At 53.7% G+C, this 22449-nt stretch carries 22 protein-coding genes; 12 read left to right on the forward strand and 10 right to left on the reverse strand.

What is annotated here, in order from left to right:
- Positions 1-14: 14 nt before the first annotated feature.
- The 7 genes from traI to IFU31_RS21195 all read left to right on the forward strand — a co-directional run bounded on the left by traI (position 15) and on the right by IFU31_RS21195 (position 12314).
- Complete coding sequence (gene traI, locus IFU31_RS21165) at positions 15-2561, forward strand: TraI/MobA(P) family conjugative relaxase (protein ID WP_192104564.1); 2547 nt, start codon at positions 15-17, stop codon at positions 2559-2561.
- Complete coding sequence (locus IFU31_RS21170; protein WP_192104566.1) at positions 2558-4501, forward strand: type IV secretory system conjugative DNA transfer family protein; 1944 nt, start codon at positions 2558-2560, stop codon at positions 4499-4501. Before traI ends, IFU31_RS21170 begins: the two co-directional genes overlap by 4 nt.
- Entirely contained in the window at positions 4498-5049 is a 552-nt protein-coding gene (gene traF, locus IFU31_RS21175; protein ID WP_192104568.1) for a conjugative transfer signal peptidase TraF, read from the forward strand. The genes IFU31_RS21170 and traF overlap by 4 nt, the downstream gene beginning before the upstream one ends.
- A gap of 4 nt (positions 5050-5053) precedes the next feature.
- Positions 5054-7141, forward strand: coding sequence for a DNA topoisomerase 3 (locus tag IFU31_RS21180; protein ID WP_192104570.1), 2088 nt, complete (start codon positions 5054-5056; stop codon positions 7139-7141).
- Between the two features lie 2 nt (positions 7142-7143).
- A complete protein-coding gene (locus IFU31_RS21185) occupies positions 7144-7305 on the forward strand; it encodes a hypothetical protein (protein ID WP_192104572.1) in 162 nt (53 codons plus the stop codon).
- A 15-nt stretch (positions 7306-7320) separates the two neighbouring features.
- Positions 7321-11745, forward strand: a complete 4425-nt coding sequence (locus IFU31_RS21720) for a zincin-like metallopeptidase domain-containing protein (protein WP_244657723.1) — start codon at positions 7321-7323, stop codon at positions 11743-11745.
- A 71-nt stretch (positions 11746-11816) separates the two neighbouring features.
- On the forward strand, positions 11817-12314 hold the full coding sequence (locus IFU31_RS21195) for a KfrB domain-containing protein (protein ID WP_192104574.1): 498 nt from the start codon (positions 11817-11819) through the stop codon (positions 12312-12314).
- Positions 12315-12420: 106 nt separating this feature from the next.
- Here the strand turns inward: IFU31_RS21195 and IFU31_RS21200 are convergent, their stop codons facing one another.
- Positions 12421-12846: a hypothetical protein gene (locus IFU31_RS21200; protein WP_192104576.1), complete on the reverse strand. Its 426-nt coding sequence runs from the start codon at positions 12844-12846 to the stop codon at positions 12421-12423.
- A gap of 109 nt (positions 12847-12955) precedes the next feature.
- On the opposite strand from IFU31_RS21200, the gene IFU31_RS21205 reads away from it, so the two are divergent.
- The 5 genes from IFU31_RS21205 to IFU31_RS21225 all read left to right on the forward strand — a co-directional run bounded on the left by IFU31_RS21205 (position 12956) and on the right by IFU31_RS21225 (position 14739).
- Positions 12956-13300 carry a hypothetical protein gene (locus IFU31_RS21205; RefSeq protein WP_192104578.1) on the forward strand — a complete coding sequence of 115 codons (345 nt, stop codon included), beginning with the start codon at positions 12956-12958 and terminating at the stop codon, positions 13298-13300.
- A gap of 66 nt (positions 13301-13366) precedes the next feature.
- Positions 13367-13585, forward strand: coding sequence for a hypothetical protein (locus IFU31_RS21210; RefSeq protein WP_192104580.1), 219 nt, complete (start codon positions 13367-13369; stop codon positions 13583-13585).
- Between the two features lie 10 nt (positions 13586-13595).
- Positions 13596-13811: a hypothetical protein gene (locus IFU31_RS21215; RefSeq protein WP_192104582.1), complete on the forward strand. Its 216-nt coding sequence runs from the start codon at positions 13596-13598 to the stop codon at positions 13809-13811.
- Positions 13808-14119 carry a hypothetical protein gene (locus tag IFU31_RS21220; protein ID WP_192104584.1) on the forward strand — a complete coding sequence of 104 codons (312 nt, stop codon included), beginning with the start codon at positions 13808-13810 and terminating at the stop codon, positions 14117-14119. The genes IFU31_RS21215 and IFU31_RS21220 overlap by 4 nt, the downstream gene beginning before the upstream one ends.
- Entirely contained in the window at positions 14116-14739 is a 624-nt protein-coding gene (locus IFU31_RS21225; protein ID WP_192104586.1) for a recombinase family protein, read from the forward strand. Before IFU31_RS21220 ends, IFU31_RS21225 begins: the two co-directional genes overlap by 4 nt.
- Here the strand turns inward: IFU31_RS21225 and IFU31_RS21230 are convergent.
- The 9 genes from IFU31_RS21230 to trbG form a co-directional block, all read right to left on the reverse strand.
- Positions 14696-15316, reverse strand: a complete 621-nt coding sequence (locus IFU31_RS21230; protein WP_192104588.1) for a hypothetical protein — start codon at positions 15314-15316, stop codon at positions 14696-14698. The genes IFU31_RS21225 and IFU31_RS21230 overlap by 44 nt on opposite strands.
- Positions 15317-15344: 28 nt before the next feature.
- Positions 15345-16076, reverse strand: coding sequence for a TraX family protein (locus IFU31_RS21235; RefSeq protein WP_244657724.1), 732 nt, complete (start codon positions 16074-16076; stop codon positions 15345-15347).
- Positions 16077-16085: 9 nt separating this feature from the next.
- Positions 16086-16742, reverse strand: a complete 657-nt coding sequence (locus IFU31_RS21240; RefSeq protein ID WP_192104589.1) for a transglycosylase SLT domain-containing protein — start codon at positions 16740-16742, stop codon at positions 16086-16088.
- Between the two features lie 10 nt (positions 16743-16752).
- Positions 16753-17052: a TrbM/KikA/MpfK family conjugal transfer protein gene (locus tag IFU31_RS21245; protein WP_192104591.1), complete on the reverse strand. Its 300-nt coding sequence runs from the start codon at positions 17050-17052 to the stop codon at positions 16753-16755.
- A 10-nt stretch (positions 17053-17062) separates the two neighbouring features.
- The gene (gene trbL / locus IFU31_RS21250; protein WP_192104593.1) at positions 17063-18622 is read right to left on the reverse strand and encodes a P-type conjugative transfer protein TrbL; all 1560 of its coding nucleotides are present in this window, start codon (positions 18620-18622) and stop codon (positions 17063-17065) included.
- Positions 18623-18836: 214 nt separating this feature from the next.
- Entirely contained in the window at positions 18837-19631 is a 795-nt protein-coding gene (gene trbJ, locus IFU31_RS21255) for a P-type conjugative transfer protein TrbJ (protein ID WP_192104595.1), read from the reverse strand.
- A 16-nt stretch (positions 19632-19647) separates the two neighbouring features.
- On the reverse strand, positions 19648-21075 hold the full coding sequence (locus IFU31_RS21260) for a TrbI/VirB10 family protein (RefSeq protein WP_192104597.1): 1428 nt from the start codon (positions 21073-21075) through the stop codon (positions 19648-19650).
- Between the two features lie 5 nt (positions 21076-21080).
- Positions 21081-21542 carry a conjugal transfer protein TrbH gene (locus IFU31_RS21265; RefSeq protein ID WP_192104599.1) on the reverse strand — a complete coding sequence of 154 codons (462 nt, stop codon included), beginning with the start codon at positions 21540-21542 and terminating at the stop codon, positions 21081-21083.
- Entirely contained in the window at positions 21542-22438 is an 897-nt protein-coding gene (gene trbG / locus IFU31_RS21270; RefSeq protein WP_192104601.1) for a P-type conjugative transfer protein TrbG, read from the reverse strand. The genes IFU31_RS21265 and trbG overlap by 1 nt, the downstream gene beginning before the upstream one ends.
- Positions 22439-22449: the final 11 nt, after the last annotated feature.

Consider the following 22449-nt stretch of genomic DNA (forward strand, 5'->3'; position numbering starts at 1 on the left):
GGGCAGGTCATTTCGTGATCGCACGCCATGTGCCGATGAAGGAGGCAAAGCTAAGTAGCTTTGCTGGCCTGGCTAAATACATCACCAACTCCCAAGAAAAGCAGGAGCGAGTCGGGGAAGTCCGCTTGACCAATTTTCAGAGCGAGACTTTGGATTGGGCTGTAACTGAGGCGCTTCATGTTCAGCAGCAGAACACCAGGTCAGAAAATGACAAGACCTATCACTTGCTCATTTCTTTTGCGCCGGGTGAACAGCCATCGGCAGATGTTATGCGCGACATTGAAGACCGCATGTGCGCGGCAGTTGGTTTTGGGGAGCATCAGCGAATCAGCGCTGTGCATCACGATACGGACAATCTTCATATCCACATTGCTATCAACAAGATCCACCCCGAAAAACACACCATTCATGAGCCGTATCGGGCCTACCAAACAATGGGGGATATGGCCGCGGTTCTTGAGCGGGAACACGGCCTGCAGGTCACTAATCACACTGGCAAGAAGCGCGGCGGTGAAAATCGCGCTGACGATATGGAGCAGCATGCAGGTATTGAAAGCTTACTTGGGTGGATCAAAAAGGAGTGCGCAACCGAGTTGGCCCAAGCCCAAACCTGGACAGAGTTGCATGCCGTCATGCGTAGCAATGGCCTGGAGTTGCAAGAGCGTGGCAACGGCCTAGTCATCACCGATGGTCGTGGTATCGGAGTTAAGGCCAGCTCCGTATCGCGCAATCTGTCCAAGCCCAGCTTGGAAAAGCGTCTAGGGGCCTTTGAGGTGGACGCCAAACGTAAAGTGTCACCAACGCGCGGGCCGGCCGTAAAAGGTCGCAAGGCACCCCCGGTGTTGGCCGTAGGAGGTAAGCCCCCTGCAATGCGCCGTAGTCGTCTCGGTTCGTTGTCGCAACTGGAGTCTCTTGAAGGCGAGCCAGGGAAGCGTTACCAGGGGCGACCTATCCACAGCGGAAATACTTCGGATACAACCGAGTTGTATGCGCGCTACAAGGCCGAGCAGGGCGCTCAGATTCATGCGCGAGCCAAGGAGTGGGGGGCCGCAAAGGCGCGCAAGGACGCGGCCATTGAGGGAGCCAAGGGTGTTAGCAGGGCCAAGCGTGCTGCTATCAAGTTGCTCAATGCACCAGGTATCACAAAGAAAATTTTGTATGCCCAGGTCAGCAAGTCTCTACACGCAGAGATTCAGAAAGCCAATACGCACTATCTGGCCGAGCGGCAAACCATTCACGGTAAGTATTCCAAAAAGGTTTGGGCTGATTGGCTCCAGGCCAAGGCTTCGGCAGGCGATCAGCAGGCGCTGCAAGCGCTGCGTGGCCGTAAAGGAGGCAAAGGCAGGGCAGGTAATACCGTTGCTGGTAACGGCCCTGTGAAGCGCTCTGGCCCCATGCCTCTAAAGGTGGATAGCGTGACCAAAGACGGCACGGTTATTCATCGCTTCGGCAAATCTGCGATCCGGGACGATGGCGAAGCACTCCAGGTGGCGCGTGGATCTAGCCGACAAGGGCTAGAGGCAGTTTTGCGTATGGCCGTCCACCGGTACGGCCATAGCATTTCAGTAAGCGGCAGTGACCAATTCAAAGAAGAGATTGCCCAGGTAGCGGCGGTTTCAAACCTAAACATCACCTTCAACGACGCGGCATTAGAAGCGCGGCGTCAAGAGCTGGTGCGTTCACGTAATAAGGAGAACGGCAATGACCGATCAAGACAACCAAACCGACGAAACACAAGTACCGATGAGCGAGGACGACCAACTAGCAGCAGCGATGGCAATGCTAGAGCAGAGCGTGGAAGAAGAACCGCCAGAACCCGAATTCAACGAGGACCAGGACAAACCAATAAGTCCGGTATTGGAGGCTTTGGACCCAGGCCGCCGTCCGTGTCCGGGAACAGTTTGCGAGAGCTGCCCGAACTCGGTGTGGTTCGCATCCCCGAAAGAAGTGAAGTGCTACTGCCGCGTGATGTTCCTCATAACGTGCAGCACGAAGGAGCCGAACATGCTGGAGGCGTGCGACGGGATCTTTCTGGGGCAGGAGGAAGACTAGAAAAACAGCGACGAGGGCCGGGATCAAGCAATAAGCCTGGCGTTATTCCTGTCGGGGGCAAGCCTCCGGCAATACTTCGCGGAAGGTTGCAGCCAATGTCCAGACTTCGGGAGCTACCAGCCGAAGGTCCGATAACCGTCCCTGGTATGCCGCAACCTCGGGTGACCAAGCCTGAACCTGTATCTGCACCTGCTGCACCTGCACCTGCCAAGCCCGAGAAAACCCTGTCCCCGGTAGACAAGTACATAGCCGAACGCAATTCATTGCGGGCTAAAATATTCGATATACCGAATCACAGGGGGTATACTGAGACGGATAAAGGGCCTGCTTTGTTCGCAGGAACGCGCCAGGTTGAAGGGGAAACCCTGGCCCTTTTGAAGCGTGATGAAGAAATTATTGTCTTGCCGGTCGATGCGGCCACCGCCCGCCGTATCAAACGCTACTCGCTGGGCGATGCAGTAAATCTGAATGCCAAGGGCGCACTCACCAAGAAAGGAAGGAGTAGATGAGTAAAGCTAACAACGCGGTAGGGCCGCAAACCAGAGGCAAGAAGCCAGGTAAAAGCAAGATTGTACCCGCCCTTGGCATTGCCAGTCTTATTGGTGCATCCCAAGCAGCCACCCAGTTCTTTGCCTGGAAGTTCGATTACCAAGCAGTTCTAGGCACGCATATCAACCATATGTATGCACCTTGGGCTATCTACGACTGGTGGTACAAGTGGTATGGCATATATCCCGACGCACTTACCGCAGCCGGTAGCGTTGGGACTCTTGTAGCTGCCGGTGGCTTGATAGCCACAGCAGCCGCCAAGGTCATTGCGACTAACTCATCAAAGGCCAATGAGCATTTGCATGGTTCGGCCCGCTGGGCTGACAAAAAGGACATTGAAGACGCAAGTTTGCTAGGCAATGAAGGGCGCGACGGAGGGGTTTATGTTGGAGCCTGGCGGGATAAGTCCGGCAAGCTCCAATACCTACGCCATAACGGCCCTGAGCACGTCCTGTGCTACGCGCCGACTCGTTCGGGCAAAGGTGTAGGTCTGGTTGTGCCTACGTTGTTGTCCTGGCCTCACAGCACTGTTGTGACCGACCTCAAGGGCGAACTTTGGGCTATGACTGCCGGATGGCGGAAGGAACACGCGGGTAACAAAGTGATTCGCTTTGAACCGGCCAGCCTGACTGGCTGTGCGTTCTGGAATCCGCTTGATGAAATCCGCCTTGAAACTGAATACGAAGTTGGTGACGTTCAGAATCTGGCGACCTTGATTGTCGATCCAGACGGCAAGGGGCTTGAGTCGCATTGGCAAAAAACTTCGCAAGCCCTTCTGGTCGGCATGATCTTGCACGTCTTGTACAAGGCAAAACACGAAGGCACACCGGCTACCCTTCCTTACGTCGATAGCATGCTGGCTGACCCTAACCGGGACGTAGGCGAGCTGTGGATGGAAATGACGCAATACAGTCACGTCAACGGCGAGAACCATCCTGTCATCGGATCAGCCGGACGCGACATGATGGACAGGCCCGAGGAAGAAGCCGGATCTGTTCTGTCCACTGCGAAATCGTACCTGTCTCTTTATCGTGATCCAGTCGTTGCGCGCAACGTCAGCAAGTCTCAATGGCGCATCAAGGACTTGATGAATCATGACTCGCCGGTAAGCCTTTACATCGTAACTCAGCCTAACGACAAGGCACGGTTGCGGCCCCTGGTGCGTGTATTGGTCAACATGATCGTCAGGCTGCTTGCAGACAAAATGGAATTTGAGCGTGCCAAGGCTGAAATGCCTGCGTGGAATCGCTTTTTGGATCGGCTCGGATTCAAGCAGCAAGCGCTTTCCTATGTCCGATCCAAGAAGAACTACAAGCATCGCTTGCTCGGCATGATTGACGAATTCCCAAGCCTCGGGAAGCTGGAGATTCTGCAAGAGTCCCTAGCGTTCGTTGCAGGCTACGGCATCAAGTTCTATCTGATTTGTCAGGATATTAACCAGCTCAAGAGTCGTGAAACTGGCTACGGCCCTGACGAAACCATTACGTCGAACTGCCATGTTCAAAACGCTTATCCGCCTAACCGTATTGAAACCGCCCAGCATCTTTCCAAGCTGACGGGCGTTACTACGGTCGTGAAGGAGCAGATCACTACCAGCGGTAAGCGAGCAGGGGTGTTCATGGGGCAAGTGTCCAGGACGATGCAAGAAGTCCAGCGGCCATTGCTGACCGATGATGAATGCTTGCGGATGCCTGGCCCTAAGAAAGACTCGGAAGGCCAGATTACACAGGCCGGGGATATGGTCGTCTACGTCGCTGGTTTCCCAGCTATATACGGCGAGCAGCCTTTGTACTTCCAAGATCCGACGTTCACAGCGCGCGCTGCTGTTGAAGAACCCAAGGACACCGACCGGCTGCGCCTGCAAAACGAACCCTCAGCGCAGGAGGCCATTGCCATATGAATGCGCGCAAGGGCTTTCAGGTTGTTGCAGGTGTGACACTTGCCGTGAGCATCGGCACTGCCATTGTCGCGGGTGGGATCTATGCCGCAGGTGGTCGCTTCAATACCAGCAAGAGCCTGGCCCTCGGCCTGTACTGGATTACAGACGCGCCGGTAAACAAGGGTGCATACGTGATGGTTTGCCCGCCAGAACGGCAAGTGTTTTTGGACGCCAGAGAAAGGGGCTACATCGACGCCGGTTTTTGCCCTGGAAACTTCGGCCACCTCATGAAGAAAATTTTAGCCGCTAAAGGCGACACCATTTCTGTGACTTCGCAAGGCGTGACTGTGAACGGTGAAGTCTTGCCGTACAGCAAGCCAATTGCAGCAGACGGCGTAGGCCGACCACTGCCGCAGCTTTCATCAGAGCGTTACACATTGGGCGAGTCGGAGCTTCTGCTTATGTCCGACTCAAGCCCCACCTCATTTGATGGCCGTTACTTCGGCCCGATTACTCGCGGCCAGGTCACATCGGTGATTCGGCCTGTACTGACTTGGAAAGGAGAGTAACCCTATGCGTCTATTCATCGCAGAGAAACCATCGGTAGCAAAAGCCATCGCCGCAGAGCTGGGACAGACCGGCAAAGGCAAAGGCTACATCGAGTGCGGTTCGGATATTGTGACTTGGTTTTTTGGTCACATGCTGGAGCAGGCCGACCCGGACACCTATACCGCAGCAGATGCCCCCCGCGCGGAGAACGGCAAAAAAATCTGGCGTACAGAAGACCTGCCGATTATTCCTACCGAGTGGAAATACAACCCCCGCGAAGACGCCCAAGAGCAACTGGACATTGTTGCCAAGCTCTATGCGAAAGCCGATCAGATTGTTCACGCAGGCGACCCGGACAGAGAAGGTCAATTGCTTGTCGATCAGCCGGTGGAGGAGCTGTTCGGTAACAACAAGCCAGTGCTGCGCTACTGGTGCAGTGCGTTAGATTCGGTATCTGTGCGCCGTGGTCTTGACTCACTCAAGGACAACGGCACCTTTGCGGGCTTTGCAAATGCCGCCAAAGCGCGCGGTCAGGCTGACTGGCTCATGGGTATGAACCTTAGTCGCGCATTCACCCTGCGCGCTATCCGAGGCGGTTCACGGGCATTGCTGACCGTAGGTCGCGTGCAGACACCGACCTTGAACCTGGTTGTCATGCGTGATCGAGCGATTGAAGGCTTCAAGGCCATTCCGTTCCACGGTATCCGTGGGGTTTTCAAACATGACGGCGGGCAGTTCCTGGCCGATTGGAAACCGCGCGAGGATCAAGCAGGCTTGGATGAAGAAGGCCGCTTGACGAATACCGCCGTTGCCGACGCCCTGGTCAAATCGCTGACCAACCAGACGGGCAACGTGACAAGCTACAAACAAGAGCCAAAGACGAAGGCACAGCCCAAATCGTTATCGCTCACTGACATTACCGTTCTGGCGTCCAAACAGTTTGGCTACAGCGCTGCAACTGTTCTGGCTACCTGTCAATCACTGTACGAGACGCACAAACTCACTTCTTACCCGCGTACCGATTGCGCTTATTTACCCGAATCGCAGTTCGCGGATGCACCCGCCATTTTGGAAGCCTTAAAAGGCGTAGTGCCAGAGCTGGCCAGCTTGATCGACGGAGCCAATCCCAAGATCAAATCGAAGACCTGGAACGATGCAAAGGTCACAGCTCACCACGGCATCATTCCAACGGTTCAAGCCGGGGATGCGTCGAAACTCAGCAGTGAAGAACGCGCGATTCACAACATCATCGTCCGTTACTACCTGGCTCAGTTTTATCCCGTTCATGAGTATTTGAATACCGCTGTCGAGCTGGATGTTTCGGGCGAACAGTTCTTTGCTCACGGCAACGTGGTGACGAAAAACGGCTGGAAAGATGCGTTTGGCGTTGATGCTTCAAACGACTCTGAGGAAGGAGAGGGCGACGGTGAAGATGCAGGCTCACAGAGCCTGCCAAGCATGAAGACTGGCGATCAAGCTGCCTGTCTCAAAGCAGTGCGCCGGGACTCGAAAACCAAACCTCCGGCCAGATTCACCGAAGGTTCTTTGACCCAGGCCATGGAAAACATCCACAAGTACGTGGACGACAAAGAGCATAAAAAAATGCTTCGCGATGGTGACGGCATTGGCACATCCGCTACCCGTTCTTCAATCATTGAAGAATTGAAGCGCCGTAACTTCCTGGCTGACAAAGGCAAAGCGCTGGTTAGCACTGAGCTAGGCCGCAGCATGATTGATGCTTTGCCCGAGGTCGTTAAAAGCCCGGTTCTCACTGCTATCTATGAACGTATGTTGCTCGCCATCGAGCAGGGCGGCGGTGATATTCAAGCGTTCATGGATAAGCAGGAAGCACTTATTCGTGAGCAAGTAGCGAAGGCTAATCAAGGCTCTGTGAAAATTGCCGGTGCCAAACAGGCCCCGAAAGTCTCCACAGTCCATTTCTGCACTCAATGCAAAAAGGGTCTTATCCGTCGCGATGGTAAAAAGCCCAATACGCACTTTTGGGCGTGCAGCGGCTACCCCGATTGCACAGCAAGCTTTCCTGATTTCAAAGGCAAACCCAACCTGGCTAAACCCAACATCGGCAAACCTGCCGTAGCGAAAGGAGCATGACCATGAATGACGATCAGCTTGAAGCGCTCAATGAGAAGCTTGCCGATGCAATGGTGCCAGGCTTTGAGGTCGAGTTTGATCCCGACGAGGCCGAGCAAGCCGGTAGCTTCCAGGAGGACGCCCTAAGCGTCCAGGACGCAACCGACAGCAGCGGCGACCAGTAGCGGAGGTGCCAGTCAATGACGTTATCCGTTGATGAAGCCACGGCGTTAGTTACCGAGTTCTGCGCAACCTATCCGGTTGCCTGCCGAGTCAAATACAAACTCAGAGAAACCCAAGAGGAAGCATTAGATGAACCAAAAGCCACCATCGAAAGAGCCGGACGAATCCTTGGAGCCTACTTTCCTGCCAGTGGGATCGCCGCCTTTGCCACTTCCAACTTTCGTGACGAAGACCACTTTAAAGGAACTCTTAGGCACGAAATCCTTGGACACTTTGGGATCAACACCTTCAACCCCGCCGAAAAACGAGCAGTCCTAGACGGGATCATTGAGGCCAGCAACGAGCCTGGCCTATCTGAAATTTGGGCTCTTGTTGACCAGCACTACCCGGAAGCGGACGACTCCCGAAAAGCCGAGGAAGTGTATGCCTTTGCAAGTGAAGCCATCGAGCCGCAGACGCGCGGCAACGTCATCGAGGGCACCCGATCTTTTCGCGAAACCTGCATCGAGCGCTCGCGCCCGATGCAGATCCGCGACCTTATCAACGTCACTACGATGGTTGCCGAGGGAATGCGTGATCGCAGCCGGTCGCAGCAGAATTTCCCCGAATCAGACAGCGCGCAGTTCAAGCGGGAACAGACCATGGAACCTAAAAAGCCATTTCACGAAGTTGTGGCCGAGCGACTGATCGAGCAGCTAAAGCAGGGTACAGCCCCTTGGCAGATGCCTTGGAAAGCCGGTGACGGCGGCGGCATGATGCCTTTCAACCCCACGACCGGGAAACGGTACAAGGGTATCAACGCTATTCACTTGCTCTCACAGGGTCGCGGGGATCAACGCTGGTTGACCTTCAACCAAGCCAAAGCTGCCGGTGCCCAGGTGCGCAAAGGCGAGAAAAGTACCTCGATCCAGTATTGGAAATTTGAGGAAGAACAGGCCAAACGAGATGAGAACAATAAGCCCGTCCTCGACGGTAACGGGAACCCTGTAAAAGTTCGCGTGCGCCTTGAGCGGCCCAAGATGTTCATGGCGAACGTCTTCAATGCGGAGCAGATCGACGGCCTGCCTGCGTATCAGAAGCCAGTCCAAACCTGGAACGCGCTGGAGCGTGCAGAAACAATCCTGCAAGCGTCGGGTGCGGATATTCGTCACGGTGGCGACAAGGCGTATTACAGGCCGTCTACTGACAACATTCAAATGCCCGACCGGGCGCAATTTCCAAGCGCAGATAACTACTACGCGACCGCCTTGCACGAGCTGGGTCACTGGACAGGCCACGGCTCACGTCTTGATCGCGACCTGTCACACCCCTTCGGGTCAGAAGGGTACGCCAAAGAGGAATTGCGCGCGGAAATCGCGAGCATGATCCTCGGTGATGAGCTTGGCATTGGTCATGACCCAGGGCAGCACGCCTCCTATGTGCAGTCCTGGATCAAGGTTCTGCAGAACGACCCAATGGAGGTTTTCCGTGCGGCCTCAGATGCAGAGAAAATTCAGACCTTCGTGCTAGGTCTGGAGCAACAGCAGATCCAGACGCAAGGTCAGTCGCAACGGCAACAAACCCCGGAAGCTGAACAGATCGTGCAGGGGGCAAATATGCAGATCCCGCCACAGCCCGAGCGGCCAAGTGTCCAGGCCGAGGACTGGGCCTTACGGGCCATAGCTCGCACTGACCTCGACCAAGTGGCACGCCGTATGACTGACGATCAGTTGAGCGTGTTTAACCAGGTACTGAATTCAATGTACCCGTTGGGCAATGACAACGAATTTTGGACCCGGCGCGAGGAAGCAATGGAGGCCATGTTCAATGACGTGGACACCGTTGCGGATCAGATCCAGCGAGCGGGGGAAATCGTTGGTGATGAGCAACACCGCAGAATCGACGTGGCTAAACGCGACCAGGTGCAGGAAAGCTTTTCAGCAGATTCAGAACCAGCGCCAATGCCCGAGCTTTCTCCAGATGAGCAAATGGTGGCTACTGCTTTGCGTAACGTGCGCAGCGAGCCAGAACCTGCACTGAAAGAAAGCTTTGGCCGTCTACTGGGAGTCACCAGTGGTCAGGCATTAGGCTACGAGTTACCCGGTAATTGGTCTGGTGAAACTCAGGTTACAGGTATCGCTACAGATCCTGATGGCCAGAGCGTTTCCATGGTTCAAGGCGATCAGGTTCCAGAGTTCTATGGCCTCTATGCCCGCGATCAAGAGGGCATGGCAGTCTGGTTAGCAGACTATGCCACCGAAGCAGAAGCGCAGGCACAGGCAGATAGGCTGGCTGCTATCAATCAGCACGCGCTGGTTGAAGCAATTACGAATGACCAGCCCGTTTTAGCTGCTAAAGAAACAGTCGTTGAGTCTGAGTTTGCTCCTGAACTCGTTGCTGAAATGGCGATGTATGAAGCCGAGATTGTAAAGCTGAAATCTGGTATTCAAAAAGCTATTGATGCAGGCGACATGGACGAAGCTCGGTTTCTAACAAGTGGAAATCCCATTGAAGGCAGCTTGAATGACAACCGTTTTTTACTGAGTGAGTGCCAAAGAAAAGCGGGCCTTACGGATCGCGAAACGCTTAGATTTGACGGGGATATGCGCGAAGGCGACGCAGTGGAGCCGGACGCCGGGGAGTGGTACGACGATGCGGAGGAAATGCGGCAGGAAGGTTTTCCCGAAGATCCAGCACCGAACGCATGGAGCCGTCGGCCTCAGTATGGCGAGTCGTGGACATTTAACAGCGAAGGCCAGCACGTCATATTTGTGTCTCCTGTTACCCAAGAGCAAAACCAGGCCGTTCAGGCAGAGCCATCCCAGGCCGCAGATCGTACCTATGTGCAGGTGCCCTTCAAGGAGAAGGAGCAGGCACGCGAGCTGGGCGCTAAATGGGATCGGCAGGAAAAATCCTGGTACATCCCGGACGGCGTAGACAAAGAAGCATTCGCTCACTGGTTAAACCCGGCTCCGAAGGTCGAGGCCGCGGAACCCACGCAAGAGCGCACAGAGGCTTCACAGACACCGGCAATACCAAAGTCCTCCCGCGAGTACCTTGCGGTTCCCTACGGCGAGCGAGCGGCTGCCAAAGCCGCTGGAGCGGCTTGGGACAAAGTTGCCAAATCTTGGTATATCGGCAAGGACGGCGATGCAGCTGCGTTAGCTCGGTGGAAACCCGAAAACGTCACCAATGAGCAGACGCCGGCACTGGACGTTCGTGAGGAATTTAAAGCCGCTATGGAAGCGGTGGGCCTGGTGCCTGGTGGCAAGCTTGACCATCCGATCATGGATGGACTCAAACACCGCGTTCCTGTCGTTGGTGGCCGCAAGGGCGCAACGGATGGGTTCTATGTTGCCCACCTGGACGGCCATCCTGCCGGAGTGCTCATAAACAACAAAACCGGCGTCGAAATGAAGTGGAAAAGCAAAGGCTATTCACTTACCGATGAACAAAAGGCAGCGTTGCAGGCCGAGGCCGCAACGAAGCTTCAAGCCCGGGAAGCCGCACTGCTAAAAACGCATGAAGCCATATCGGAGAAGATAACGCGCAGCATGGAAAGTCTGGTGCCAGTGGTCGAGCTGACGCCATACATGAGCGCGAAGGGGATACAGCCTTTACCTGGCGTCCTAACCGACAAGGCTGGCAAGGAAACGATCATTCCTGCCATAGACGAAAACGGTAAGCAGTGGACAGCCCAATACATCCAGAAAGACGGCACCAAGCGTTTTGCCAAAGACGGCCGGAAGGAAGGTTGCTTTCATCCGCTCGGCGGCCTGGAGGCGGTTGCAGCGGCGCCGGTGATCGTCATAGCCGAAGGGTATGCAACGGCCAGCACGCTTGCATCTACCTTGGGGCATGCGACTGTCGCGGCGTTTGATTCCGGCAACTTGCCCGCAGTCGCGAAGGCGCTGCACGAAAAGTTTCCCGATAAGCCAATAGTGATTGCCGGTGACGACGATCGGCACCAGGTCATGAGCCACGGCACCAATGCTGGCAAGACTAAAGCGACCGAGGCCGCAAAGGCAGTTGGTGGCAAAGCGATTTTCCCGACCTTCGCTCCTGGTGAAGTTCTATATCCCGAGTCGCTACCTCCCATCACTCCCCAAGCGTTCCGCAAACACGTTAAAGCCAAAGCCGAAATGAAGGATTTGGTTAACGAAAGCGGGGCAGCAGCTGGTGATCCTGCGTTGTCTCCGCGCGCCGCTGAACTGAAATCCGAAATGCTCTCTGATGCTCAGGTAGACGCACTGGAGAAGATGAAGCGCCTAACAGACTTCAACGACTTGGCAACGAAAAGCTCGCTCGGTCGCGAAGGGTTGGAACGCCAAGTGAACAATGCCGTGCAAAAGGTCATTGAGCAGCGCCAGGCGCAGATCCAGCAACCGAAGCAAGAGCGCACACAAGGCATCGAGCAGGGCTTAGACGATAAGCAGCAAGCTCGCCGCGTAGTTTCGCGATAACAGTAGCCCCCTTGCCAGCAACGCTGGCAAGTTCTAATGCGAAAGAGCCACAACCCAAAAGGAGAAGCAAAATGAAACACGGTGAAATTGGTGCCCCACGGAATGCAGGCGACCCAGGCGTCAGCCCAATACCCGAAGTGGGATCGGTTAAGGTGGTGATCCTTAACGGCAGTCGCCAGATTGACCAGGTTGTTCCAGGTGTAGGAGATAACGGCGGTGCTGGCTGGCAGACTCAAAAGGTACTAGGTGAGAACGGCTTGCCCAAGGGCATCTATCAGCTCAGCGGCGCAAACGACGCGAGCAAAAAAGTTCATCCGCAGCAATTCGGCGGGCAGGTTCTGCACGTTGATAACAAGAACGTTTACCAGTTCGGCCCGGACGATGGAAAAGGCAAATCCACAGTAGTAAAGCATGACCGCAAGATTTTCGACCAGGCGCTAGACGGGAAAGAGCCAGTAGTGGGCAAATGCTACGAGGTGTCCTATGCGCGCGGCGTTGGGAAAGTTAAGGGTGAATTGACCCAAGAAGAAGGAGCCAAGCTTCAGAACAGAAAGGTAAACAAGATATAGGCGGCAAGGGATTTAATATCGTTGGCATGCAGTGGAAGCCGGGTTATCCCGGCTTTTTTTTAGCCGCTAAAAAGCGCTTTTGTGCTCATACAGCAATGGCACGTGCTTATTTGCTTTCTGAAATGCCGATCAATTTCCGCTTAGCGTTTGAGTCTTGCCGCTTATCCAAGAATTGATCCAGCATGCCACCGCCGGACTTGTCACCATCGCCAAAGTCTGGAGCAGGGTAGGTTTGAACCGATCCTTTTTCGGTGACAATGCCTTGAACAAATCTGCTTACTTCGTCATTGGTCAGATACCCTTTTTCGAGAGTCTTTGATACATCAGCGCGTAGTCTCGCAGAGAGGGTCGGGTACTCTTGGGCTATAACCGCATAGCCCGAGGGTGATGCCTCCCAAGTTTTGACCCAGGCCGAGATATAGGGGCTGGCTATCCAGTAGGTCAGGATCGGGATGCCGATCATGATGAGCGCCCAGGAAGGGCCGTTTTTTTTTGGTGATTCGGTCATAACCTGGTCGGTGTCCTGGCTCATTTGGGTTCGTCTATTTTGGCTGGCTCATTTAGATCCGGGTTGACTCAATGAGCCAGCATGATAAGCTGTAGATCATATGAGTATACCCTAAGTAGCTAGGAGATAAGCAATGAAGGACCAGATGAAACCGCATCAAATGGGTACGCCGCTTAAGGTAATGATGCTTGCCGTGGCGGTTGTCGCTGTATGTGTTGTTGCTATTGCGATCCATCGCGGGGTTGCACCTGATCCGGTGGAGCCAATCGCAGAGCAAGGTGTAATGGATTTCGGGTTTATCAATCTAGCATCCAGCGGTTGCGTGCTTAGAGGCCCTAACGGGGAGTCTGTCAAAGAAAAGCTTATGAGCAGTGAGCAAGGGGAGACAGTAATTATTCCAGAAGGGACCAGAATCGAAGGCGACTGTTTCCTGCATAAGAAGGATGATAAACCCTATAAAATTAACGGGGGTTCCTAATGGCAACCAGCAGAGAGGATATGTTTCTGTTTGCCTGTGCTTTGCTGGAAGATATTGGGAAGGGTAATGTCTAATATGCGTATGTCGAAAGCAGTAAGAAAGTACAAACTCAAGTACGTAGCACTTGTTCTTTTTGTGTTGGTCGGCTGGTTGCAGCAGAAGTATGAAAAAGCTGCCGATCAGGAAGCTTATGAAGCTGAATGCAGGGAGATTGCCAAGAATCCGATGGCTATCCATTGCAGTACACCTACTAGGCCAGATATACCACTACCGCCGCAAGGCTAAAGAGGCACATATGAGTTTATTCAGCGATTACACCGCCCAGGAGCTGGCAACAGTTTGTCCGGTCGAATTTACGCTTCAAGACCTTCGCGTCTTGCAGCTTGCTTTAGGCGGCGACACCTTTGCACCCGGTTCAAATTGGGATCGTGCTTTGGTTGCAGCAGTCGAGAAAATCGACGTGTCGTTAGACAACTTGCGTGTTCAAGTCGCCAATGGATCGAACAAATGAAACTATCCAATATAAAGCCATTGTCCATATTGCTGGATATGGCTAATTCCCTATGTGCAATAGCGTTAGTTGTTACTGGTTTGGGTTGCTCCCTTATGATGTTTGGTGTGGTTGTCAATTTCTTTGCAGTAAACATCTTTGATGTTTTGATATTAGGCTGGGGTGGGCAAACTCCAAGTGCAGCCGCTTATCAAATTCTTGCACTAGGTCTTACAGGTGCGGTAACTCAATACGCTGGCACAGTTATAAGCAAGCCAAGCACTAATAAAGAAATCGCCAGTGACGTCAAAGCAGAAGGCGAATTATGAAAGTTGCGCGGATCTACATGCGAGTAAGTACAAAACAGCAGGACATTCGTCGGCAAGATGCGATAACAGATTCAGCGCGGCAAGCGGGCTACTACATAGCGGGAATATACCGCGATACTGAATCAGGCGTCAGATACGACAGGCCCGAGCTGCTGCGCATGATAGAGGATCTACAGCCTGGTGACGTAGTGATCGCGGAGCAGATGGACAGGCTTAGCCGTGGCCCACTGGCCGAGGCTGAAAAACTGGTGCAAACGCTGCGCGCTAAAGGAGCGCGCCTGGCGGTGCCTGGCGTCGTTGATCTTAGCGAGTTGAGCGACAGTACGGACGGGATCACAAAGCTTCTCCTACAGGGCATGCAGGAGCTTCTATTGAAGATCACCTTACAACTTGCCCATGAAGATTGGGAAAACCGTAGGGAGCGCCAAAGGCAGGGCATTCGCCGCGCAAAATCAGAGGGGAAGTACAAAGGGCGACAGGCCGACAAGATGTTGCACAATCGTATTGTGGCCTTGAGAAGTGCCGGCCAAACTATCGCGGAAACTGCGAGATTGGCCGACTGTAGCGCGTCTCAGGTTAAGCGAGTGTGGGCAGCGCACCAGGCTGGATCGAAGCCTTGATAGCGGCGTCAATAGCGTACATAAGATCCCGTTGGGGGATAAGAATCAAATTCCCCCTGATAGTCAGATCGGAAGCATAGTAAACATCCCCACCGTTCGTTTGTACTTGTAAGTTCCATCCCCACCCGCGTACATCGCGACTTGCACCCAAAGCCACCTTTGGAATTATCTGGTCAATAGACGCCAGGCGAATCCAGCGGTAATCACCGGCTTGGCGCAAGGGAGTCCGCCCTTCGTGTGCCACGCTTACACGAATCCACTGCGGATTATCCACTTGGTCGAATTCCAATCCAAACCCGTGTTCAACCAGCGCACTTAGCGTGCGTTCAATGATTCTATGCTTATCCTCTCGGGGTAGTTCTGCATACCCATCGGGGCTTTTGTCATCTAAAGAGTCAGGGTCAATTGTTAGCAGCAGATCGCATAACGTCTCATCGCTTAGATTTCCAGTAATGCGCTCAGAAATATTTGCACGGTTTTCTTCCTTTCGGTTTTCATGTTGTTTAGCGAAATATGCCCGAATGGTGTTTTTCATTTCAATGGCGAAAACACCAATTTGCGCGTCTGTTAATGACATTTCCATAACTTCCTTTTGCGGTTTAAAATCATGTGAAGAATAAATATCCAGCCTGGCGTAGCGGAATCCTGGCGAGGCAGATCAAGGAAAGATGAGCGGGATAAAACCCATAAAAAAACCAGCGGACACGCGGACAAGGCAGATCCACTACCGAAGCAGTCAGGATGATGAAGATCGAGGGAAGCGCCCATTGATTGCCGTTGATATAGCCCAGCGCGGCGCATGATCCAGCGGCAAGAACCATCGCAGCGATTGATGGAAACTTGGTATAGCTCCAGATCGCAATGCCGAATGCAATTGCAGGCCACCAGAACTCAACGAGACTTCCGCCCAAGCCAAATGCAGCTGCTGCGGCCAAATAGCCTGGCAGGCTGCGGATTTCAAGAAACCGGAGAGTTGCTGTCAACACAAAAAGGGTGAACAAGATGTTTAGCGGCCACCACCCGTTGACGAGGCCACCGAGCGCTAGGAAGGCGGGGGATGCAAGCGCACCGAAGATCGCGAGGCGAATCATGGTGCGCCGGTAGACGCCACGTTCCAGCGCTCCAGGCCGCGCTAGGTTGTACGCCAGAACAAACATGAACAACGGCATAGCCAAGCGACCAGCGCAGTACAGCCAAGCCTCAGTGTCATTTAGCAGATACTTATTGATGTGGTCGCCCATCATCAGTACCAGGGCGAGCCATTTCAGCGCCTCAATGGTGCCGCTGGTGATAGCCAGTCGTGGCAACGGCATGGGTCGAGCTGAAACCTGAATCATCCTACCTACCTATTTAGTCAGCCCAGGAGCATACATTTCTGCCAGCGCGCGCTCTGCCGCATAGTTATGCGACCGTTGATGCTTAACGGTGACTTGTTTCGTTTCGACCTGGACAGGCTTAGCCGACGCCGTAAGCGCGGCCTGCGGTATTGCAACGACCATTTCGTTTGGAGTCCCATCAGCCGACGAAACGGCGGCAACTGCGGTCGGGGCACCTGCTGAGTTCGGATCATAGGTAACAAAACGTTCAGCCAACCATGAACCCCATTTCGCGGCTTTTTTCATCAAGTCGGCACGGTAAGGTGCATTGTATTTTGGTGTACGTGAATGGTAGTTAGCTGCGCGTGTCCACAGATCGCCGGAATCATTGCGTATGTGGCCGCGTAAACGCCACGCAGCCAGGTCGTAGGAGTAGCAACCAGCTTGGGCAACGTCATCGGCAGTGATGCCATACTGGCGGTCGAGTTCGCGAAGATAGGCAGTGTTGAACTGCATGGCCCCTACGTCATCAGTGCCGTTCGAGTTCCGTACCCGCTGGCCTGGCTTTCCGCCTTCCTTCTCTGCCACCGCAAGCACCAGGTTTGCAGGCACTTCGTATTTGATCGCGGCTGTAACAGAGCAAACAACTCGCTCTTGCATTTGTGGTGGCAGATCAAAAAACGGCATACGTATTACCTCAACCCCGGATTCGACCGTATTTATCAGCGATCTTGTCACCCCAACCGCCAGGTGTTGGGCATTGGTTTACAAATTGACGGCGTGCGTTCTGAGTTGCGTCAGGTCGAAAACTGCCGTGTTTCTTTTTAACAATATCAAAGAAGTCCGCGACGGGGCCGTCGCAACCAGTAACGACGCCCTTCCCTTGCAGCATTCCTGCCATGCAAAGAACTGTTTCGCATGGATCTTTCGCAAATGCCGATGAAGCATGCGCTGTCAGAAGAAATGCAAATACACACCCGCTGAATAATTTCGTCATGGTCTTATCCTTATGCTTTGCCATTTACAAAGTCGTTGATTTCATCATTAGCGCTATCGTTACTTGCGACTTGGTCGCGACCAGAAACGCTATTGCCTTCAAATTTAGGTTCCTCGGCGGGCTGTTCTTCTGAGGATGGACTTGTGTGATTGGCGACCAAGGCGCTGTCCTCCTGAAATGCCTGCTCAGCACGGATTTCAGCTGCTTGTGCCGTAACCTGCGCTTTGTCACGCGCCTGGCCCGCTGAGCCATTGATTTCAGCAGCCAGCTTGCCCCCGACTGTGTTGCTAATGCGCTCGTTCGCTGCGGCAGCCATAGAGGCTCCTTTAGCCGCTAGGCTAGATTTGGCACCCCCAGCCAGGCTACCCGCCATGTCGGCGGCAAATCGCCCTGCGGTGCCCATAGCCTGCCCAAAGCTTGAACCACCACCACCGCTGGAACCGCCGCTACCACCACCACCGCCGTTTTCTGAGCCACCGCCGTCAATGCTGCCAGTATCGCCACCACCACCACCACCACCACCACCGCCATCGCTGGCCATGTTCTCTTGAGCGGATTGGAAGGCGGCTTTGAGCGCAGATCCTGCACCTGCCATATTGGCCGCACCACCAGCAGCCAGGGATGCACCTGCGCTTGCCATGCCAGCGGCAACACCGGCAGCAGCTGCGGCAACAGCTACCGCTGTACCTGCTCCAAATCCGCCAATGCCTCCAGTTCCAGCTCCACCGACTACGGCAGCGAGCATTGGAGGTAGTTTGTTTGTCAGGTAAAGAAGAATGATTACTGCAATAGCAAGTACAGCCATTTCTTTTAGGTTTATGCCTTTGTCCATGGCCGCTACTGTCTGGTCAATGAATGTTTTGCCTACACCAATGAGCAATATCATTGTCATAAGCTGCACCCCCACACCCAGTACAGTTTTATAAAACGTAATGGCTATGTCAGAAGTCCATCGAGCACCACCAAAGCCCAAGAGAAACGCGCCGCCGTACATCAGAAGCCAGGATGATACGAATAGCAGCAACATATTCACAGCGATTAACGTTAGTACGACTAACACCCCGGCAGCCAAAACAATTGCGACGGCGCTGTCTATCGGACTGAATCTTGATGAGCTGTCAAATGCTCTAAATAGCAGGTTAAAACCAATGTCAGTTATTCCCGAGGGGCTGTATTTGTCAGCACCTCCCGCAACGTCTGCGCCGATACTCCACATCGAGTTAATGACCGCCTTCGATATGGCAGGGCCATTAATAAGTATCCACCAAAAAAAACCCAACGTGCCAAAAAAACGAATTGTTTCTGCGAAGAATTCACCGATGTCTGCTTTTCGCAGGGCCATCATGCCGTAGGTCCATACCATACTAATTATAGCAAGACCCCAAAACAGCCAGCTACCAAAGGAAACCATTTTGGTTCCCCAGCCTTTAGCGGCTGCTTCGTACTTTTCCATCACTGTATCCATGACGCCGGTATCCATCGCCGCCATAGCTATTTCAGGAATCAACAACAAGCCAAGTACGGCGAGCGCCGCCGCACAGGTGGCTTTTCTTGGCTTGGTTATTTTCATTACTTACTCCCACCGTCCATAGACCAGGTTTTCGGCTCGCTGCGCTTGATCCCTGTGTCTGCGCGTGGGCAGACAGAAGGATCGTATTTTGTTGCATGGTTCGCACAGTCAGGACTAGCCACTTCATCTTTGTCTTCTTTGCAACCGCTCACTGTGACAGTTAAAGCCATCAGTGCAGCAAGAATCAAATGTCTGGTTCCCATTTTAAAACTCCTTACTTAATTGACCAGGTAGACGGTGTGCTACGGTTTATATTGGACTCATCACGCAAAGCTTTGGCCGACGCGGTTTCTTGCGCCTTTTGGTCTGCCTGTTGCTGGGCAATGGTAGTTGCTGCTTGGTTCTGTGCGAGCAACATGCCACGGATTTGAATGAGTTGATTGCCCTGCGCAGCCGCTAACTGGTTAGCCGCTTGCAGGGCTTGCATTTGACCTGTTGCAGTTGTCGCTTGCGACTGGAGCTGTTGCAGCTTTTGCGCATCGGTCGTAAGAGTTTGCTGTTGCTGGTTGACGCTTTTTATTACATCAGCATTCGAGCGTCTTACAGCTTCTGCACTTTCAGCCTTACGAGTTTCCAATACTTGGGCTTCTGCTTGGGTGCAGCCAGTAGCTTTAAAGCATGGCGAACTAGTGTAGTAGTTCACGTCTTGATATTTTGAGAGGTACGTGTCAATAGATCCAGATTGATTTTTGTAATACTCAAGTGTCCGCTGGGCATCGACAACCTTGTTGATGATGCCGTTTACTTCACTCCAAACGTAAGCGGCCGGAGCAGCGGTGTTTTGCACCATGTTTTGGTACTGCTGCAACTGAGTTTGGTATTGCTGCAACTGCGTCCGGTATTGCTCAATCTGCTTGGTTACTTGAGCCACCTGTTGCATCGCGGTCACAGTAGTCTGACTCAGGTTCAAACCGTCTGCTACGGGAATGCCCGCCAAAACTGGCTGACAAGTAGCCAAGGTTATCGCCGCTGCCAGTGCGATATTTTTAGCTGCTAAAATTGACTTCATGGCTTGCTCCTTTTCCTTAGTAGTCAAACGATTGGTAAGCTTTGGTGAAAGTTACGTCTTTAACCGTGACAATGTTGAACCGATAACCTGGACGTATTTTAAGCGTCGGGGCTATGTTTAGGTTTTTTGACACGATTTGTGCGGACACTTGCCCCAGTTGCTGGCCCAGTGCTGAACTCAACTCGCTGCTAACCGATGGTTGCTGGAAGCCGGTTCCGCTGTTTTGACCCTGGTCAGTAGCCATCGAGGCTCCTGCAGTAATCCCCGCCATGAACAAAGCTGAACCGTAGATCCGCCAAAGGTGGTTATCAACCTGGTCACGGAAGCCGGAGTAGCCCGCCATATCGGCTCCAGGCATCGAGCCAATGTCCAGAGCTTTGCCATCAGGAAATACCAGTCGCTGCCAAGCAATTAGGACGCCTTCCTGCCCAAAGGCTACGTCGCTGGAGTATGAGCCAACCATGCGAGTGCCTTGCGGGATAAGTACATATTTACCAGTCGCGGTGTCGTAAACATCCTGTGAAACCTGCGCCATGATTTGGCCTGGTAGATCGGAGTTAATGCCGCTCAGCATGATCCCTGGAATAACCGCACCGGCGCGAATCTGGAACGGGCTGGAGGGGGCTTCCATTTCGGAGTTCAATGCCCAACGGTCTTTATTGCCGTTGCTGTCAAATGCGCTGTAGTCCTTTCCAGAGCTGCCAGATGAGGCAGCTAGCATCATTCCAGCTGAGCTGCCAGAGCGGCTGCTACCCATGCCACCGCCGCTGCCGCCGCCATTGCCCATATTGCCTTGAGCTTGACGCAGCGCGGCTTGATACGCGGCATTCGGATCGGTCGCCCGTTGCTGGTCTATCTGACGGCGCACCTGTGCGATTCTATCTATCATTTCATCGCGAGTTCGCGGAGCATCTGTAGTGGCTGCGGTGCTGGCACCTACATGACTCATATCCGGCAAGGTGATTGCAGTCTTAGCACCTACAGCAGTTTGGAACGCCTGCATTTTCATTTGACGCAGCTGCACATCTTCTGGATCTGCTGGTGCGCCTTGCTCGCCGCTGTTTCGTGGAGGTACAGGCGGTGCATTCGGATTTTCCACGGGCGCCACTGGCACGCCAGCCTGCGCAGCAGGCGTTATGGTGCCATCCGCTGGGGGCATCAAAGGAGGCGCAGCTTTCGCTTGCTCGATCATGCCATCAGTTCGGCCACCAATGATGTCATTAGCCATGAGCGAGCTATCACCGCCCTTCCCTGTCGCGAGCGTTTCATGCTCAACATTTGCTTCGTTGCTGCGCTTAACGGCAACCATTGCGATAAGGCACAAGAACAGCGCGAGTACGCCAATGCCGATCATAACTGGAACGTTGTTGACCCGGCGCACACCGGTTTTTTTGCTAGACGCGCCTGGTGACGAGTCCGGCGACATTTGGTCAGTGTCGGCCATATCAATTACTCCTTACGCGCCCAGGAACCCGCCGCTACGACAGCCCCATTTTTTTGCGGAATGTAGGCCCGGCTGATCGGCTGGCCTCCTACAACAATCGTCACCCGATACAGGTCAACGGCTGGAGCAAGAGAGTCAACAACATATCGAAGGTCTACACCTGGAACAGATGCAGCCTGTGTGGCCGGTTGCGTTTTTTGGTCAGTTACGGGTGCGTACTCTTTAACCGAGTAGCCACGGCTGCGCAGCAGCTCTACTAGGGCCGTTCCGTAAGCATCCGTGGTCGGTTGCATTATGTTCCAGCGCGTCAGCGCAGGTGGGTACAGCTTGACCAGGTGCGTTACTGTGTCGGTGGCCATCGCCTTATCGGATGCGGCCGGAGCTGTGGAGTAATTGCCGTAAGGCGAGTTACTCGCGCAACCGCTAAGCGCCATGATTGCTGCGGAGATAAGGAACAATTTACGCATCACTTAGCCTCCCGTTCGATGGTGATTTTGTCCTGGCTCGATCCAACACCGGCAACCAGAATCGCTTTGTCAAAAATGGTGTCCACTACATAGCGGTTGCCTTGGACGCGATAGTTGACCATTTGCGTTTCAGCATCACGGAATAACCCACCGTCACGACGAACAACGAGCAAGGTAGGTGCTTCGCTTTGACCCATGCTATCGGGCATTTCGATGATGGTTTTGGTGCCGTCGTTGTATACGCGTACTGGCTTCCAGCGTGCTTTGCCGTCAACTGAGTAATTGAAGTCCAGGTTGCCCAAGTATTCGCGCGTTTGCGGAAGGGTGTTGTCGTGGCGATCTTTGACTTCTGCACTCCGAATAGCGGCCCATTTAGCCGCTGCATCCTCGGGGTAGATAAACCGCGCGTAAGGCATGCTTTCGTTGCGGGTTGAACGCAAGCGGAAGTGGTAAACGCGACGATCCGTCATCACAACCAGAGCCGTATCCAGATCCACGTCAAGAGGCTTCAAGATCAAATGAACAGTTTGGTCGGCACCGGAGCCGCTGATGCCTGGCTCGACGGTGTAGCGAGGATCGCCACCGTTCAGCGTGTTGAACTGTTCGCCAGGCTGCAACGCAATATCACAGACCTGGAGGACTGCGCAGACCACTTGAGTTTGCCCGCTGCCGTACAAAAAGGTAATTGCGCCGTCACCACCCGGAGTGGGTTTGCTTGTGGCCTGCCCTGTTTGCCACTTCTTGCCGATCTCAATAGCTTTTTGCTCTTGAGAGGTCAGCTTTATGGTTTGAGGGGCAAAATATTTGTCTGCCATATCAGCCTGAGTATCTGCCGCTTGCACAAGACCTGGAAGAAGAATACCGGCGATAACTGAGGAAATTAGTGTCTTTTTCATAGGAGTGTCCG

Source organism: Pseudomonas sp. CFBP 13602 (assembly GCF_014842725.1).
Taxonomy (GTDB): Bacteria; Pseudomonadota; Gammaproteobacteria; order Pseudomonadales; family Pseudomonadaceae; genus Aquipseudomonas; species Aquipseudomonas baltica.

Excerpts from the sequence above, each read along its gene's own strand:
- IFU31_RS21205 (WP_192104578.1), top strand. The coding sequence starts at position 12,956 with ATGAAGGACCAGATGAAACCGCATCAAATGGGTACGCCGCTTAAGGTA.
- IFU31_RS21265 (WP_192104599.1), bottom strand. The coding sequence starts at position 21,542 with ATGCGTAAATTGTTCCTTATCTCCGCAGCAATCATGGCGCTTAGCGGT.
- trbJ (WP_192104595.1), bottom strand. The coding sequence starts at position 19,631 with ATGAAGTCAATTTTAGCAGCTAAAAATATCGCACTGGCAGCGGCGATA.
- IFU31_RS21185 (WP_192104572.1), top strand. The coding sequence starts at position 7,144 with ATGAATGACGATCAGCTTGAAGCGCTCAATGAGAAGCTTGCCGATGCA.
- IFU31_RS21235 (WP_244657724.1), bottom strand. The coding sequence starts at position 16,076 with ATGATTCAGGTTTCAGCTCGACCCATGCCGTTGCCACGACTGGCTATC.
- IFU31_RS21220 (WP_192104584.1), top strand. The coding sequence starts at position 13,808 with ATGAAACTATCCAATATAAAGCCATTGTCCATATTGCTGGATATGGCT.
- traF (WP_192104568.1), top strand. The coding sequence starts at position 4,498 with ATGAATGCGCGCAAGGGCTTTCAGGTTGTTGCAGGTGTGACACTTGCC.
- IFU31_RS21200 (WP_192104576.1), bottom strand. The coding sequence starts at position 12,846 with ATGAGCCAGGACACCGACCAGGTTATGACCGAATCACCAAAAAAAAAC.
- IFU31_RS21225 (WP_192104586.1), top strand. The coding sequence starts at position 14,116 with ATGAAAGTTGCGCGGATCTACATGCGAGTAAGTACAAAACAGCAGGAC.
- IFU31_RS21195 (WP_192104574.1), top strand. The coding sequence starts at position 11,817 with ATGAAACACGGTGAAATTGGTGCCCCACGGAATGCAGGCGACCCAGGC.
- IFU31_RS21215 (WP_192104582.1), top strand. The coding sequence starts at position 13,596 with ATGAGTTTATTCAGCGATTACACCGCCCAGGAGCTGGCAACAGTTTGT.
- IFU31_RS21210 (WP_192104580.1), top strand. The coding sequence starts at position 13,367 with ATGTCTAATATGCGTATGTCGAAAGCAGTAAGAAAGTACAAACTCAAG.
- trbL (WP_192104593.1), bottom strand. The coding sequence starts at position 18,622 with ATGAAAATAACCAAGCCAAGAAAAGCCACCTGTGCGGCGGCGCTCGCC.
- IFU31_RS21720 (WP_244657723.1), top strand. The coding sequence starts at position 7,321 with ATGACGTTATCCGTTGATGAAGCCACGGCGTTAGTTACCGAGTTCTGC.
- IFU31_RS21260 (WP_192104597.1), bottom strand. The coding sequence starts at position 21,075 with ATGGCCGACACTGACCAAATGTCGCCGGACTCGTCACCAGGCGCGTCT.
- IFU31_RS21170 (WP_192104566.1), top strand. The coding sequence starts at position 2,558 with ATGAGTAAAGCTAACAACGCGGTAGGGCCGCAAACCAGAGGCAAGAAG.
- IFU31_RS21240 (WP_192104589.1), bottom strand. The coding sequence starts at position 16,742 with ATGCCGTTTTTTGATCTGCCACCACAAATGCAAGAGCGAGTTGTTTGC.
- trbG (WP_192104601.1), bottom strand. The coding sequence starts at position 22,438 with ATGAAAAAGACACTAATTTCCTCAGTTATCGCCGGTATTCTTCTTCCA.
- IFU31_RS21230 (WP_192104588.1), bottom strand. The coding sequence starts at position 15,316 with ATGTCATTAACAGACGCGCAAATTGGTGTTTTCGCCATTGAAATGAAA.
- IFU31_RS21245 (WP_192104591.1), bottom strand. The coding sequence starts at position 17,052 with ATGACGAAATTATTCAGCGGGTGTGTATTTGCATTTCTTCTGACAGCG.
- IFU31_RS21180 (WP_192104570.1), top strand. The coding sequence starts at position 5,054 with ATGCGTCTATTCATCGCAGAGAAACCATCGGTAGCAAAAGCCATCGCC.